11 protein-coding genes and 1 pseudogene are annotated in these 15,732 nt (G+C 36.4%); 5 read left to right on the forward strand and 7 right to left on the reverse strand.

The genetic code is table 11. The annotated features are described in order from the left end of the window. Positions 1–419: 419 nt before the first annotated feature. Both H6G44_RS15450 and H6G44_RS15455 read left to right on the forward strand, forming a co-directional pair. Positions 420–2,480: a tetratricopeptide repeat protein gene (locus H6G44_RS15450; RefSeq protein ID WP_242046779.1), complete on the forward strand. Its 2,061-nt coding sequence runs from the start codon at positions 420–422 to the stop codon at positions 2,478–2,480. 278 nt (positions 2,481–2,758) lie between these two features. Further along, positions 2,759–4,150, forward strand: coding sequence for an IctB family putative bicarbonate transporter (locus H6G44_RS15455; protein WP_190484447.1), 1,392 nt, complete (start codon positions 2,759–2,761; stop codon positions 4,148–4,150). Between the two features lie 196 nt (positions 4,151–4,346). Here H6G44_RS15455 and smpB read toward each other — a convergent pair whose 3' ends face one another. Beyond that, positions 4,347–4,817: an SsrA-binding protein SmpB gene (gene smpB / locus H6G44_RS15460; RefSeq protein ID WP_190484443.1), complete on the reverse strand. Its 471-nt coding sequence runs from the start codon at positions 4,815–4,817 to the stop codon at positions 4,347–4,349. A gap of 330 nt (positions 4,818–5,147) precedes the next feature. On the opposite strand from smpB, the gene H6G44_RS15465 reads away from it, so the two are divergent. Then, the gene (locus tag H6G44_RS15465; RefSeq protein ID WP_190484441.1) at positions 5,148–5,831 is read left to right on the forward strand and encodes a response regulator transcription factor; all 684 of its coding nucleotides are present in this window, start codon (positions 5,148–5,150) and stop codon (positions 5,829–5,831) included. Between the two features lie 102 nt (positions 5,832–5,933). Here H6G44_RS15465 and H6G44_RS15470 read toward each other — a convergent pair whose 3' ends face one another. The 5 genes from H6G44_RS15470 to H6G44_RS15490 all read right to left on the reverse strand — a co-directional run bounded on the left by H6G44_RS15470 (position 5,934) and on the right by H6G44_RS15490 (position 12,684). After that, positions 5,934–7,022 (reverse strand): leucine-rich repeat domain-containing protein, encoded by a 1,089-nt coding sequence (locus H6G44_RS15470; RefSeq protein WP_190595376.1) that lies wholly within the window; start codon positions 7,020–7,022, stop codon positions 5,934–5,936. 190 nt (positions 7,023–7,212) lie between these two features. Then, positions 7,213–8,283 (reverse strand): leucine-rich repeat domain-containing protein, encoded by a 1,071-nt coding sequence (locus tag H6G44_RS15475; RefSeq protein ID WP_199291873.1) that lies wholly within the window; start codon positions 8,281–8,283, stop codon positions 7,213–7,215. 423 nt (positions 8,284–8,706) lie between these two features. Then, positions 8,707–9,465: a leucine-rich repeat domain-containing protein gene (locus H6G44_RS15480; RefSeq protein WP_190387924.1), complete on the reverse strand. Its 759-nt coding sequence runs from the start codon at positions 9,463–9,465 to the stop codon at positions 8,707–8,709. Positions 9,466–10,200: 735 nt separating this feature from the next. Continuing rightward, positions 10,201–11,388 carry a leucine-rich repeat domain-containing protein gene (locus H6G44_RS15485; RefSeq protein ID WP_190387925.1) on the reverse strand — a complete coding sequence of 396 codons (1,188 nt, stop codon included), beginning with the start codon at positions 11,386–11,388 and terminating at the stop codon, positions 10,201–10,203. Positions 11,389–11,619: 231 nt separating this feature from the next. Further along, positions 11,620–12,684, reverse strand: coding sequence for a potassium channel family protein (locus tag H6G44_RS15490; protein ID WP_311138796.1), 1,065 nt, complete (start codon positions 12,682–12,684; stop codon positions 11,620–11,622). A gap of 154 nt (positions 12,685–12,838) precedes the next feature. On the opposite strand from H6G44_RS15490, the gene H6G44_RS15495 reads away from it, so the two are divergent. Beyond that, the gene (locus tag H6G44_RS15495) at positions 12,839–14,122 is read left to right on the forward strand and encodes an aspartate aminotransferase family protein (RefSeq protein ID WP_190387926.1); all 1,284 of its coding nucleotides are present in this window, start codon (positions 12,839–12,841) and stop codon (positions 14,120–14,122) included. Positions 14,123–14,668: 546 nt separating this feature from the next. Further along, positions 14,669–14,932 (forward strand): annotated as a pseudogene (locus tag H6G44_RS15500) (transposase); the annotation flags it as partial. A 124-nt stretch (positions 14,933–15,056) separates the two neighbouring features. Here the strand turns inward: H6G44_RS15500 and H6G44_RS15505 are convergent. Next, positions 15,057–15,713 carry a Uma2 family endonuclease gene (locus H6G44_RS15505; RefSeq protein WP_190387927.1) on the reverse strand — a complete coding sequence of 219 codons (657 nt, stop codon included), beginning with the start codon at positions 15,711–15,713 and terminating at the stop codon, positions 15,057–15,059. Between the last annotated feature and the right edge of the window lie 19 nt (positions 15,714–15,732).

The raw sequence follows: 15,732 nt of genomic DNA on the forward strand, positions 1-15,732 counted from the left end.
GAAAACTAGAAAAATTAATTCCCTCCCCCTTTAGAAAGGAGGAAAACTAGAAAAATTAGTTCCCTCCCCCTTTAGAAAGGAGGAAAACTAGAAAAATTAGTTCCCTCCCCTTTTAGAAAGGAGGAAAACTAGAAAAATTAGTTCCCTCCCCTTTTAGAAAGGAGGAAAACTAGAAAAATTAGTTCCCTCCCCCTTTAGAAAGGAGGAAAACTAGAAAAATTAGTTCCCTCCCCTTTGCAAGGGGAGGGTTAGGGTGGGGTAATTTGAGGAATAATGGTAATTCAGTAACTTGTGTGTACACCGTAGCCTTCCCTACAAGAAAATGAGGGTTTTAATGCTTCTCTTTTGGTAGGGGAGAGGTTTAGAAAAGGGTCTGTTTAAATATTAAAAACTTTTAAAACATTCTTTAAGTTCTAATCATGAATACAAATCATCTCCCTCAAGTTGTTCAAGAGCTTTTCAAAAATGTGCAAGCGGGGGGTGATATCTCTGTGGGAGATATTACTCAAGTTTTTCAAAATGTCAATAATTTAAATGATTTAGATAAACCTCTAGGTTTTCCCCACAATATCCCTAATAGTAATACTCAAAATTTTGTTGGTCGAGAAAATGAATTAGTTTTAATTCATCAACATTTACAAACTAGCAATCATGCTGTAATTTCTGCTGTTGAAGGTATGGGTGGTATCGGTAAAACTGAATTAGCTACCCAATATTCTCTTCTGCATTTATTCCTAAATTCTTATCTGGGAGGTATTTGTTGGTTGTCGGCTACAAATCAAAATCTCGGTTTACAAATTATTCAATTTTGTCGCACACATTTAGGTTTAAATCCCCCAGATGATTTTGATGTATTACTACAAGTAAAGTGGTGTTGGCAACGTTGGCGAGAAGGTAAGGTTTTAGTAGTTCTTGATGATGTCCAAAATTATTCGGCGATTCAGCCTTATTTGCCGCCACAATCATCTCAATTTCGGGTTTTGATCACAACAAGACTAAAACTAGATTTATCTGGTTCTTTGTCTTTACAAATCCTTTCTCTACCGGAGGCAATGGCATTATTATCAAAATTAATTGGTGAAGATAGCTTAAATCAAGAAACAGCACTAGCAGAGGAACTTTGTCAACGATTAGGTCGTTTACCACTAGCTTTACAATTGGTTGGTCGTTATGTCAAATATCGTCAGATATCTTGCGCGGAAATGTTGCGAAGATTAGCAGCTAAAGGTATCAATCATCCTGCTTTTGATATTGATGCTCATGACCCTACTTGGACTTTATCTATAACTCGTGGTGTTCAAGCTGCTTTTGAATTAAGTTGGGAAATTATCAGTTATTCTGCTCAAGAGTTAGGTTGTCTACTCAGTTTATTTGCTTTAGCTCCCATTCCTTGGTTATTGATTCAAAGTGCTTCACGGGAGAAAAACATAGAAAGTCTAGAAAATGCCAGAATTGAATTAGAACGATTACATCTTTTACAAACTGAAAATATTGATCATTATCAATTACATCAACTAATTCATGATTTTTTACAAGTCAAGTTAGAAAAACTGTCAACGGTTACACAGGAAAAGATCACCTTGGCAAACTTTTTGTTTTTAGATATTGGTCAACTTTTTAGTAATTTATTCAATCGTCAATCTGTCAGCACCACACTAAAACGTAATTTTTGCCAAGCAATGGTTAATATAGCTCAAGAAATTCCAGAACAACCAATACAGAAAGATATTCAAAGATTCAAATTAGCTATACCCCATTTACAGGAAGTAGCAGATCATTTACTGGATACTGTGAGTGATGAAAATTTAATTTGGCCTTTTGTGGGAGTAGGAAGATTTTATGAAGGACAAGGATTATATAATGATGCAGAACCTTGGCAGAAAAAATGTGTATTATTGCTAAAACGGCGTTTAGGTGATGATCATCCTGATGTTGCTACCAGTCTCAACAATTTGGCAGGACTTTACAAATCTCAAGGCAGGTACAACGAAGCAGAACCTCTCTACCAACAAGCTTTAGCTCTCTGGCAAAAACTGCTGGGTGATGATCATCCTCATGTTGCTACCAGTCTCAACAATTTGGCATCACTTTACTATTCTCAAGGCAGGTACAACGAAGCAGAACCTCTCTGCCAACAAGCTTTAGCTCTCTGGCAAAAACTGCTGGGTGATGATCATCCTGATGTTGCTACCAGTCTCAACAATTTGGCAGGACTTTACTATTCTCAAGGCAAGTACAAGGAAGCAGAACCTCTCTACCAACAAGCTTTAGCTCTCTGGCAAAAACTGCTGGGTGATGATCATCCTGATGTTGCTTCCAGTCTCAACAATTTGGCATTACTTTACTATTCTCAAGGCAAGTACAAGGAAGCAGAACCTCTCTACCAACAAGCTTTAAATATTTTGGAACAACGATTAGGAGTAGATCACCCTCGTACTATTATTGTACGTGGTAATCTTGAATATTTACGCAATCTTTAAGTAAATGCTGTTAATCTTAAAGCATTTATTCTCAGACAAATTTATTGGATAAGACAACAATAGCTTTGTTTAGCAATCTGATGTTTAACGTTAAGATTTCTATAAATTTCGTTGCTATGACAATACTTTTGTTAAGCAATCTGCTAATACTGGTTTTTATTTCCTGTTTTCCGTTGCCTCTTGCTTCTTAACCCTTGCCGATTCTTCCTTTCAAAATAAGTTTACAATTAGACTGGCGATAAGCTATACTTTATAACTTCTGTACTCTGTATTTCCTCATGAACTTAGTTTGGGAAAGATTAACTTTATCTTCCTTACCACTGAAAGAATATTTGTCTAGCAGTTACCTCCATAAGTTTTTGGTGGGACTGTTAAAACCTTGGCGACAAAGTAGTATTTTCATCCAGTGGGGAGATATAATTGCTGTAGGCTTACTTAGCCTTGTTTATGGACTTGCACCTTTTGTTTCTAGCACCTTAATGGGTTTATTGTTAGTAGCTTGTGTGGGATTGTGGTTATTATTGACCTTATCCGATGATTATACATCAGTTAATGCTCCTACTGCCACTCCCATTCATTTACTAGTATTGCTGTATTGGAGTATTGCTGCCATATCAACAGCATTATCACCGGTGAAAAAAGCAGCATTAGGTGATTTACAAACATTAACACTTTATTTACTGCTGTTTATTCTTTGTGCTAGAGTGTTGAGAGTGGCGCGGTTTCGGTCTTGGTTAATTACCCTCTATTTGCATATTTCCCTAATCGTCAGCGTCTATGGGTTGCGACAATGGTTTTTTGGTGCGAAGGCCTTAGCTACGTGGGTAGACCCGGAATCTTCTTTAGCTAAAACTACGAGAGTTTACAGTTACTTAGGAAATCCTAACCTATTAGCTGGATATCTTTTACCCGCTGTAATTTTGAGCTTAGTTGCCATTGTAGCTTGGCCGGGTTGGATTAGGAAATCATTAGCATTAACAATGTTTGTGGTTAACGCTACTGTTTTAATTTTGACCTTTAGTCGCGGTGGTTGGATTGCCTTATTAGTGGGATTATTGACAATAGCGGTGTTGCTGTTTTATTGGTGGAGTATAGAGATACCGAAATTTTGGCGGACTTGGTCTTTACCAATATTGTTAGGAACTGTAGTGGGGTTATTGATAATTGGATTGATATTTGTCGAACCTTTCCGGGTGCGAATCGTGAGTATATTTGCCGACCGCAAAGACAGTAGTAATAACTTTCGGAAAAATGTTTGGGAATCGGTATTTCAAATGATCCGCGATCGCCCTATAATTGGTATAGGACCAGGACATGGTGCTTTTAATAAAGTTTATCCTCTGTACCAACATTCGAGATTTACAGCATTAAGTGCCTATTCGGTGTTTCTAGAAACGATTGTAGAAACTGGATTTTTAGGTTTTACTTGTTTTATGTGGTTGATTGTCGTTGCATTAAATACAGGATATTTGCAATTAGCTCGGTTACGAGAAACTAAGAATATGGAAGGCTTGTGGCTAATGGGAGCAATAGCTGCTATAATAGGTTTATTAACTCAAGGTTTATTTGATACAGTTTTCTATCGTCCTGAAGTTAATACTCTCTGGTGGTTAATGATGGCTTTAATTGCCGGTTATTGGCAACCTTTAATAAGGAAGAATCTCGCTTAGTTTGGTGATTGGTAATTGGTAATTGATGATTACGAATTACCAATTACCCATTACGAATTACGAATTACGAATTACGAATTACGAATTACGAATTACGAATTACGAATTACGAATTACGAATTACGAATTACGAATTACGAATTACGAATTACGAATTACGAATTACGAATTACGAATTACGAATTACGAATTACCCTTAATACCTCTTCATTGCTCTTTGCATATCTCGCTGGTCGTCACGACGTTTCATGCTTTCCCGTTTGTCGTGGAGTTTTTTACCTTTACCCAGCGCAATGACTATTTTTACCCAACCCCGTTTGAGATACATTTTCAGGGGGACTAGAGTTAAACCTTCTTGTTGTACTCTACCAATCAATTTACGCAATTCTTGTTTATGAAGTAATAATTTGCGGGTGCGTCTTGGTTCATGATTAAAATATGCACCACTTGAGGTATAAGGAGAAATATGGACATTAATTAACCATGCTTCACCGTCCCGCAGCAACGCATAACCATCTTGTAAATTGGCCTTTCCTGCGCGAATTGATTTTACCTCTGTTCCTGTTAATTGAACTCCTGCTTCATAGGTTTCTATGATTTCATATAAAAACCGTGCTTGTCGATTATCACAAATAACTTTGTAACCTTCACTTTGTTTTTCACTCATTGACAGTCTTTGTTAAGTTTTTATAAATAGACCTAAAAATTTTGGCTCTTGAGTACATCATAAGCAAAATCTCAACAAAAAAACTTTCATTCAGTGTATTGTGTATAATAAGTTAGGCATATCTCCCCCGGGTTGCTGTGGATATGTGAATTGTGTAAAGTTTTGTCAAATAGGGGTAAAAATTTAAGATTTTCTTTATACTTGATGGAAGGGGGAAAAATTAACTCATAATTTTGTCATAATGCAAAAGACAGAATTAGTATTTTTGCTTGTGTTCATTAATATTTTTGTTCAAAGTAAATTGCTCTACCACAAAGGGGTGTATTATCAATGCCCTTAACCATTCTTATCGTCGATGATGATTTAGGTACGCGTTTATCCATTAGTGACTATCTTGATTTGTCTGGATATCGTGTTATTACTACTGATAATGGCATAGATGCTTTGTCTATGTTAGAAGAGTATAATCCTGATTTGCTAGTGACAGATATTATGATGCCACGAATGAATGGTTATGAACTAGTGCGTCGTCTTCGTCAATTATCAGAGTTTCGATTATTACCTGTAATTTTACTGACAGAGAGAACTAAAACTCAAGAACGAATTTTGGGGTATCAATCTGGTTGTGATTTATACTTACCTAAGCCCTTTGAATTAGAAGAGATTGCCGCTGCTATACGTAACTTGTTAGAGCGATCGCAAGTTATCCAGTCAGAACGTCGTTTTATTTACCAGGATAACAACCGTAATTTAAAATATACAAAAGCAGAAAATGGTCATATTTCTGTATCTAATCAGGCTCAAAAATCTCAAGTATTGACACCGCTAACTGTCAGAGAAAAGCAAGTTTTAGACCTTTTAACCCATGGTTTTTCTAATGTGGAAATTGGTAATCATTTACATTTAAGTCCGCGTACGGTGGAGAAATATGTGAGTAGTTTATTGAGAAAAACAGAAACCAGTAATCGTGCTGAATTGGTTAGGTTTGCGATCAAACATGATTTAGTAGAATAGGATTTTTGTCCAATTTGACATTTTTAGTCTGGTAATATTCAGGGAAATTGAGTATTTTGAGGGTGCGTTAGTAAGTCCATAGCGCACCAAAATATAACCCGACTAAAATTTACAAATAGACTCTGGTTTCAGGGGACATTGTTTAACGATAAGTGGATTTTTCGCAAGGTAAAGATAAGCCAAATTAGTCAGATTAGACAAAGGTTTGATATCGCTGATTTTATTTCCCGAAAGGTAAAGATAAGCCAAATTAGTCAGATTAGACAAAGGTTTGATATCGCTGATTTTATTTCCCGAAAGGGAAAGATAAGCCAAATTAGTCAGATTAGACAAAGGTTTGATATCGCTGATTTTATTTCCCGAAAGGGAAAGAGAAGTCAAATTAGTGAGATTAGACAAAGGTTTGATATCGCTGATTTGATTTCCCAAAAGGGAAAGAGAAGTCAAATTAGTGAGATTAGACAAAGGTTTGATATCGCTGATTTGATTTCCCAAAAGGGAAAGAGAAGTCAAATTAGTGAGATTAGACAAAGGTTTGATATCGCTGATTTGATTTCCCAAAAGGGAAAGAGAAGTCAAATTAGTGAGATTAGACAAAGGTTTGATATCGCTGATTTGATTTCCCAAAAGGGAAAGAGAAGTCAAATTAGTGAGATTAGACAAAGGTTTGATATCGCTGATTTTATTTCCCAAAAGGTCAAGAAAAGTCAAATTAGTGAGATTAGACAAAGGTTTGATATCGCTGATTTTATTTCCCGAAAGGGAAAGAGAAGTCAAATTAGTGAGATTAGACAAAGGTTTGATATCGCTGATTTGATTTTCCCTAAGGTCAAGAGAAGTCAAATTAGTCAGATTAGACAAAGGTTTGATATCGCTGATTTGATTTCTCGAAAGCTCAAGAAAAGTCAAATTAGTCAGATTAGACAAAGGTTTGATATCGCTGATTTTATTTTCCCTAAGGTTAAGAGAAGTCAATTTAGTCAGCGTTTGATTAGCTTGACTACAATTTCGGGTTTCAGCAACATTTAATAATGCTTCTACCGTTCTTCTGGTCTCTTGAGGTAAACTGGCTTTTTGTTGACACCATTCTTTAAAGGTCTTAGGTGTTTTTATAGGTGCTGCGGTGACTTTTGGGGTGTAAAATCCTAAAGTCAGGGTAAAAATGGTGGTTGCTACTACACTTAGTTTCATGATTTTAGTGATAAGAAGTTACAGTAATTTTATCATGTTGTCGTGCTGAATTGTTAGATTTGCGATTAAACATGATTTAGTAGAATAGGATTTTTGTCCAATTTGACATTTTTAGTCTGGTAATATTCAGTGAAATTGAGTATTTTGAGGGTGCGTTAGTAACTCCATAACGCACCAAAATATAACCGGACTAGAAATCACAAATAGACTCTGGTTTCAGGGGACATTGTTTAGAGGTAAGTGGATTTCCCCAAATGTAAAGATAAGTCAATTTAGTGAGACTAGACAAAGGTTTGATATCGCTGATTTGATTTTTATCAAGGTAAAGATAATTCAAATTAGTCAGACCAGACAAAGGTTTGATATCGCTGATTTGATTTTTATCAAGGTAAAGATAATTCAAATTAGTCAGACCAGACAAAGGCTTGATATCACTGATTTGATTTTTTGAAATGTAAAGATAAGTCAATTTAGTCAGACTAGACAAAGCTTTTATATCGCTGATTTGATTTTCCCCAAGGTTAAGTTCAGTCAAATTGGTGAGACTAGACAAAGGTTTGATATCGCTGATTTGATTTCTCGGAAGGGAAAGAGAAGTCAAATTAGTCAGATTTGACAAAAGTTTGATATCGCTGATTTGATTTCTTGGAAGGTAAAGAGAAGTCAAATTAGTCAGATTTGACAAAGGTTTGATATCGCTGATTTGATTTTCCCCAAGGGAAAGAGAAGTCAACTTAGTCAGATTTGACAAAAGTTTGATATCGCTGATTTGATTTCTTGGAAGGGAAAGAGAAGTCAAATTAGTCAGATTAGACAAAGGTTTGATATCACTGATTTGATTTTTTGAAATGTAAAGATAAGTCAATTTAGTCAGACTAGACAAAGCTTTTATATCGCTGATTTGATTTTCCCCAAGGTTAAGTTCAGTCAAATTGGTGAGACTAGACAAAGGTTTGATATCGCTGATTTGATTTCTCGGAAGGGAAAGAGAAGTCAAATTAGTCAGACTAGACAAAGGTTTGATATCGCTGATTTGATTTTCCACAAGGTAAAGAGAAGTCAACTTAGTGAAATTAGACAAAGATTTGATATCGCTGATTTTATTGAACGAAAGGTCAAGTTTAGTCAAATTAGTCAGGTTAGATAAAGGTGCGGTATCGCTGATTTGATTTCCCACAAGGTTAAGAGAAGTTAATTTAGTCAGGTTAGATAAGGGTGTGGTATCGCTGATTTGATTAAACGCAAGGTCAAGAGAAGTCAAATTAGTCAGCGTTTGATTAGCTTGACTACAATTTTGGGTTTTAGCAACTTTTAATAATGCTTCTACCGTTCCTCTCGTCTCTTGAGGTAAACTGGCTTTTTGTTGACACCATTCTGTAAAGGTCTTAGGTGTTTTTATAGGTGGTTTTTTTTGTGGGTGCTGCGGTGACTTTTAAAGTATAAAATCCTAATGTCAGGGTAAAAATGGTGGTCGCTACTAGACTTAGTTTCATGATTTTAGTGATAATAAGTTACAGTAATTTTATCATGTTCTCATGCTGAATCATTGAGATTTCCGATCAAACATGATTTAGTAGAATAGGATTTTTGTCCAAATTGACATTTTTAGTCTGGTAACATTCAGTGAAATTGAGTATTTTGAGGGTGCGTTAGTAAGTCCATAACGCACCAAAATATAACCGGACTAGAAAATACAAATAGACTCTGGTTTCAGGGGACATTGTTTAGAGGTAAGTGGATTTTTCGTAAGGTCAACTTCAGTTAATTTAGTCAGATCAGACAAAGGTTGGATATCGCTGATTTTATTTTCTCCCAAGTTAATTTCAGTCAAATTAGTCAGATTTGATAAAGGGTTAATATCGCTGATTTTATTTCCTCCCAAGTTAATTTCAGTCAAATTAGTGAGATTTGATAAAGGGTTAATATCGCTGATTTTATTGACATGAAGATTAAGAGAAGTCAATTTAGTTAAATTTGACAAAGGGTTAATATCGCTGATTTTATTGTCATGAAGATTCAGAGATGTTAAATTAGTTAAATTTGATAAAGGTTTAATATTGGTGATTTTATTTTCACCAATATTAATTTCAGTCAAATTAGTTAAAGTCGACAAAGGACTAATATCGCTGATTTGATTTTTATGGAGATTAATTTCAGTCAAATTAGTTAAAGTCGACAAAGGACTAATATCGCTGATTTTATCTTCCCCAAGATTAAGAATAGTAAATTTACTCAGCGTTTGATTAGCTTGACTACAATTTTGCGTTTTAGCAACTTTCAACAGTTTTTTAATCGTATATCTCGTCTCTTTAGATAAACTGGCTTTTTGTTGACACCATTCTGTAAAGGTCTTGGGTGTTTTTATGGGCGCTGCGGTGACTTTTGGGGTGTAAAATCCTAATGTCAGGGTAAAAATGGTGGTTGCTACTACACTTAGTTTCATGATTTTAGTGATAAGAAGTTACAGTAATTTTATCATGTTGTCGTTACTAAAATGAATCTTACTTGTATTTTTTTGACATTAGGACTGAAAATTAAACGCAGATAAACGCAGATAAACGCAGATTAAATATAAATGATTTTGTAACTTCGTGGAGGATGTTTTAAAGTGGTATTAGTTTCTACCCCCCTTAGTCCCCCCTTATAAAGGTGGGAAAGTGGTATTAGTTTTTACCCCCCCTTACAAGGGAAAGTGGTATTAGTTTTACCCCCCTTAGTCCCCCCTTATAAAGGTGGGAAAGTGGTATTAGTTTTTACCCCCCTTAGTCCCCCCTTATAAAGGTGGGAAAGTGGTATTAGTTTTTACCCCCCCCCTTACAAGGGAAAGTGGTATTAGTTTTTACCCCCCCCTTACAAGGGAAAGTGGTATTAGTTTTACCCCCCTTAGTCCCCCCTTGTAAAGGTGGGAAAGTAGTATCAGTTTTTACCCCCCTTAGTCCCCCCTTATAAAGGAGGGGAAGTGGTATTAGTTTTTACCCCCCTTAGTCCCCCCCTTATAAGGGAAAGTAGTATTAGTTTTTACCCCCCTTAGTCCCCCCCTTACAAGGGAAAGTAGTATCAGTTTTTACCCCCTTTAGTCCCCCCTTATAAAGGAGGGAAATAAGAAAATCCGGTTCCCTCGTTTCACAAGGGAACATATTTGATACATTAATCATGACTTTTCAAACACCCTCTTAGTCTAAAAACTAAAACGACAAACAGACTTTTTCTGAATAGGACATTCTTGAGAAATCAGCGGGTTATCCTGGACTTTAAGAGTCCGTAAATTTTCTAAAGTAGATAAAGATTGAATATTACTAATTTGATTTTTCTCTAAATAAACAGCGGTCAAGTTAGTTAAATTTGACAAAGATTGAATATGACTAATTTGATTTTCTCCCAGATAAACAGCAGTCAAGTTAGTTAAATTTGACAAACTTTCAATATCACTAACTTGATTTTCTTTTAAGTCCAGAGAAGTTAATTTAGTTAAATTTGACAAGGGTTGAATATCGCTGATTTGATTTTTCCACAAGGAAATAAAAGTTAATTTAGTTAAATTTGACAAGGGTTTGATATCGCTGATTTGATTTTTCCACAAGGAAATAAAAGTTAAATTAGTCAAATTTGACAAGGGCTTGATATCACTAATTTGATTTTCCCACAAATTCAGAGTCGTCAACTTAGTTAAACTTGATAAAGGTTGGATATCCCTAATTTGATTTCCTCCCAAGTCAAGAGAAGTTAAATTAATCAAATTTGCTAAAGGTTTGATATCACTAATTTGATTTTCCCATAAATTCAAAGAAGTTAAATTAGTCAAACTTTCTAAAGGTTTGATATCACTAATTTGACTTCTCCACAGATTAAGAGAGGTCAATTTAATCAGTCTTTGATCAGCTTGAGTACAGTTTGTTGTTCCAGCGATTTTTAATAATGCTTCAACGGTGTATTTCGTTCCTTGAGGTAATTTGGCTCTTTGGTCACACCATTGTTTAAAATTGTTTGTTGTTTTCACAACAGGTGCTTTTCCAGGTATTTCTACAGGTGTTTGTATAGGTATAATAGGTATTTCTATGATCACTGGCTCAGATACAATGGGTATTTCTACGGTGGTAACGGGTTTTTTAGCAGGTGTTTTGACAGGTGTAACGGGCTTTTTAGTAGGTGTTTTAACGGTTGTAACAGGTTTTTTAGCAGGTGTTTTTACAGTTGTAACGGGTTTTTTAGTAGGTGTTTTGACGGTTGTAACAGGTTTTTTAGCAGGTGTTTTGACAGTTGTAACAGGTTTTTTAGTAAGTGTTTTTACAGGTGCAGCAGAGACTTCTAAAGTGTAAAGTCCTAAAGTGAAGGTAAAAATAGTAGCCGCGACTAAAGCTAGTTTCATAATTTTTATAAGTTAAGTTGTACTGCATTTAAAGTATAATTATAGCGGCCAGAATGCCCGCACCACAAGATTTAGCCATACTAGGATTGTAAAATTTAATATAGTAATATCATATACAAATTTTACAGTAATTTTACTATTAATGATGAACTTATTTTTTCCCTCTTCCTTCGCGCTTTTTGCGTCTTTGTGGTTAATATAACCTATATTCTGGCGATAAAAAAGAGTATTTTAGTTATTTTTTGGTTTTCGTAGTGGTTGGGAATTGATAGGACCCAAAAGTTGATTTAAACTCCGTAATTGTTCAGCCGTACCCATACAAATCAAAGTATCTCCCGACATTAACACCGTGTCTCCAGTAGGTCCACCAATGAGTTTACCATCAAGGCGGCGAATTGCCAAAACTAAAGCCCCAGATTGAGATCTCAACTTAGCTTTTTGTAAATTTTGACCAATAAAAGGACACTGAGCTATATCTAGTAAGAATTCTTCCATGTATAACTGCCGGTCAGTACCAGAGAGAATCCCGTCTACAAAGTCCAGAATCTGCGGTCTGAGGGCTGCGGCCGCCATGCGTTTCCCGCCGGTAATATATGGTGAAATTACGGCATCTGCCCCACCACGCTGTAACTTTTGTAACGATTCCTCTGTGCTGGCGCGAGCGATCGCCCGAATACCAGGATTCAGTGTTTTTGCTGATAATACAGTATATAAATTTTCCGCATCTGAAGGTAAGGCGGCCACAATGCAAACTGCTTTAAGAATACCAGCCTTGAGTAAACTATCATCTAAGGTGGCATCACCCTGGTAAACAATATAACCAAGTTCTTGCGCTCTTTGTGCGGAGTCAATTTCCGAATCAATGACCAGAAAAGAAACACCTTCAGCCTGAAACTCCTTAGCAATTTGTCGTCCGGTGCGACTAAATCCACAGATGATATAATGATCTGATAATGATTCCATTAAACGCCTTTGTTGTCGCAGTCTAATTCCTTCTAAAAAATAGCCTTCAATAACTGCGGCTGTAAATCTATTAACAATATAACCAAGATTGACCACACCCATTAAAATCAAGGCTATGGTAAACAAACGTCCACGACTACCTAAAGTACGAGTTTCCCCATAACCGACAGTAGCCAAAGTAATCACAGTCATATAGGCTGCATCTTCCCAAGACCAGCCTTCTACTAGAGAATACCATAAAGTGCCAATTAAGAAAATACAAGCTAAAGCAAGCGCCCCAGCCATTAACTCCTTTTGAATTTGTTGATATTTTTGCTCAAGGGTAGAATACACAGGTAATTAAAAATTAAGAGTCAAAAAATTTAAAAAGTTAAGAGTCAAAAAAATTAGAAAAAATTGTATTTTTCTCCTAACTGCTGAAAAATTTGGAAATATTGCCAAGAACCTAGTAGAGTATTACGATAAAAGGTTTTCAGGAGTTGCGGTAGTGAGCGTCCACTCTCTAATTGAACAAGCCACAAACCCCCCGGAGTCAGGTATTATGCCATCTACACCCTTTGATTTTGATAGCTTTGATGGGGCTGTCATGTCTACATACAGTCGGTTTCCTTTGGCTTTAGAACGGGGCGCTGGTTGCCGTGTTTGGGATAGTCAGGGTAAGGAATATTTGGATTTTGTTGCGGGTATTGCTACTTGTACTCTAGGACACGCCCATCCAGCAATGGTAGAGGCTGTAACTAGACAAATCCAAAAATTGCATCATGTCTCTAATTTGTACTATATTCCCGAACAGGGTGCATTAGCTAAATGGATTGTTAATCATTCTTGTGCAGATAGGGTATTTTTCTGTAATTCTGGCGCTGAAGCCAACGAGGCAGCCATTAAACTAGCCCGGAAATATGCCCACACTGTCCTAGAAATTGCCCACCCGATCATTTTAACAGCCCATGCCAGTTTTCATGGACGGACTTTAGCCACGGTTACTGCCACTGGACAACCAAAGTATCAAAAACATTTTGATCCTTTAGTTCCTGGTTTCCACTATATAAATTATAACGATATTCGAGCAGTGGAAGCCGCTGTGACTGAATTAGATGAAGGTAATTATCGGGTCGGGGCAATTTTAATTGAACCATTACAGGGGGAAGGTGGAGTTCGTCCCGGAGATATTGCCTATTTTAAGCGTTTGCGGGAGATTTGCGATGAAACCGGGATTTTGTTGATTTTCGACGAAGTGCAGGTTGGTATGGGACGGAGTGGTAAATTATGGGGTTATGAACATTTGGGGGTAGAACCGGATATTTTCACCAGTGCTAAAGGTTTGGGAGGTGGTATTCCCATTGGTGCGATGATGAGTAAGAAATTCTGCGATATTTTTCAACCGGGAGAACACGCAAGTACATTTGGTGGTAATCCTTTTGTCTGTGGTGTGGCGCTGAGTGTTTGTGAGACTTTGGAAAAGGAGAATATTTTACAAAATGTCATAGAACAGGGTGCACATTTAAGAGAGGGATTAAGAGCGATCGCACTTAACTATCCTCAATATATCACAGAGGTACGCGGTTGGGGTTTAATTAGTGGCATGGAAATCAAAGCCGATATTCCCTTAACTGCGCCTGAAGTTGTCAAGGCTGCCATGGAAGCAGGTTTATTACTTGTTCCTGCAGGTCCTAAGGTTGTGCGATTTGTACCGCCTCTAATTGTCACAGAGGCAGAAATCAATGAAGCATTAAAAGCTGTAGAAAAAGCATTAGCTAAACTGACAGCATAGGTACTTAAAAATTCGTAATTCGTAATTTTAAGAATTATCAATTACGAATTTTTTATCTTGACAAATTTGGCTCTACCGGAGTTAGTGTGATAAAAAAGATTACCATCTTTGTACCGCGTTTAATCTCAAACCGCTGCAAGTTTTGTAATTGGGGCTTCAACTTCTATATTGGTTAGGGAAGCAATGTCTTCCAATGGTGAAAACTACACATTTTTAATTGAAGGACGTATTACCCAATTTGCTGCATTACTCTTATTAGGAATTAGTATTTACGGTTTTGCAGATTTAATGATAATGTTGTAAGTTTTCTGCAAATTGTCAGTAGTACATTGAGATTCCCAACTTCTGACAAGAATTGATGATTTTTGACCAAATAAGGGATATTTTATCCCTCAATAATCGCTTTTTCTTCTGGGGTTAATTTATATAGTTTATAAACGATTTCATCAATGGGTGCTAAGTCATCATCAAGTTAAACTGTTTAGTTCCCTTAATCTGTCAACAGGCAGTCCGGAAGATAATTTGATAAATTTTGGTCATGACAGAGATATTTATCGTTTACGGTGGGGAGTTGAACTGTTATGGAAATTTTTAAAGATGCACCTAAAACTGGATAGATTAATCACTAAAAATGTTAATGGTATTGCTATTCAAATTTATGCTAGTCTCATCGCTTATCTGATTTTACAACTTGTATCTGTTCCGAAAGAATGGGGTGAAAAGATGTTAGATAAATTCCGCTATCTTCAAGCTTGTATGTGTCAACAAATCAGTTATGTTCATTGGATGGAAGATATTATGAAATGTTGACATTTTTACCCTTGATAATACTACTATACTTAAATATGTAAAGTTTTGTAACGACATTCAACATTTCTGTAAAGAAACCATTCCTCTTTAAAAATTACTGTCTATATAAATCGTGAGTCAGCTTTTAGAAATTAATCCGGCGATAAACTTCAGTAAGGGGGACTTCTACATTTAAACTATGTAATAATATAGACTGATCAGGATGATCATAAACTTGCCATTGCCAGCGAACTGCTTGCAGCAGCGCTAGTTCCCTCCGGGACGCTCCGCGAACGCTATCGCTACTATCATCAAGTTTGTGATAATGCTCAATATAGGGTTCAGTTTGGCTAACTAGCAGATATTCGCAAAAGCTAGGAAGTGAGCGATATTTTCTAAATTTATCACCTCTATCATAACCTTCAGTAGAGGGTGATAAAACTTCCACAATTACTAAAGGATTGAGAATTTCGTCAGTGCGCTCACCGTTAAACTCCGGTTCACCATTAATTACAAGAACATCAGCATAAGTACCATGATTAAACTCAGAAATCCAGATTCTTAAGTCCCCATTATAAGTTTGAAAATTAGTGTCTCTGAGAGCTACATTAAGTAAAGTAGTAATATTGACGGTAAGACGGCTATGAACTTCTGAACCTCCAGCCATTGCAATAATTTCTCCGTTCCGATATTCATGTTTTTCTGCGGCGGTTTCCTCCATCACTCGATACTCATCTGGAGTGAAGTGAGTTGTTGTTATATCCTGGGTAATATTGGGGGGACTGGTTTGAGTAATAACCACGATCAAACCTCACGAATAA

The sequence above is a fragment of the Aphanizomenon flos-aquae FACHB-1287 genome (assembly GCF_014698755.1).
Classification (GTDB): Bacteria; Cyanobacteriota; Cyanobacteriia; order Cyanobacteriales; family Nostocaceae; genus Dolichospermum; species Dolichospermum flosaquae.

Bases quoted from the DNA above. Each gene is read 5' to 3' on its own strand.
- H6G44_RS15450 (WP_242046779.1), top strand. From the start codon at position 420: ATGAATACAAATCATCTCCCTCAAGTTGTTCAAGAGCTTTTCAAAAAT.
- H6G44_RS15455 (WP_190484447.1), top strand. From the start codon at position 2,759: ATGAACTTAGTTTGGGAAAGATTAACTTTATCTTCCTTACCACTGAAA.
- smpB (WP_190484443.1), bottom strand. From the start codon at position 4,817: ATGAGTGAAAAACAAAGTGAAGGTTACAAAGTTATTTGTGATAATCGA.
- H6G44_RS15465 (WP_190484441.1), top strand. From the start codon at position 5,148: ATGCCCTTAACCATTCTTATCGTCGATGATGATTTAGGTACGCGTTTA.
- H6G44_RS15470 (WP_190595376.1), bottom strand. From the start codon at position 7,022: ATGAAACTAAGTGTAGTAGCAACCACCATTTTTACCCTGACTTTAGGA.
- H6G44_RS15480 (WP_190387924.1), bottom strand. From the start codon at position 9,465: ATGAAACTAAGTGTAGTAGCAACCACCATTTTTACCCTGACATTAGGA.
- H6G44_RS15485 (WP_190387925.1), bottom strand. From the start codon at position 11,388: ATGAAACTAGCTTTAGTCGCGGCTACTATTTTTACCTTCACTTTAGGA.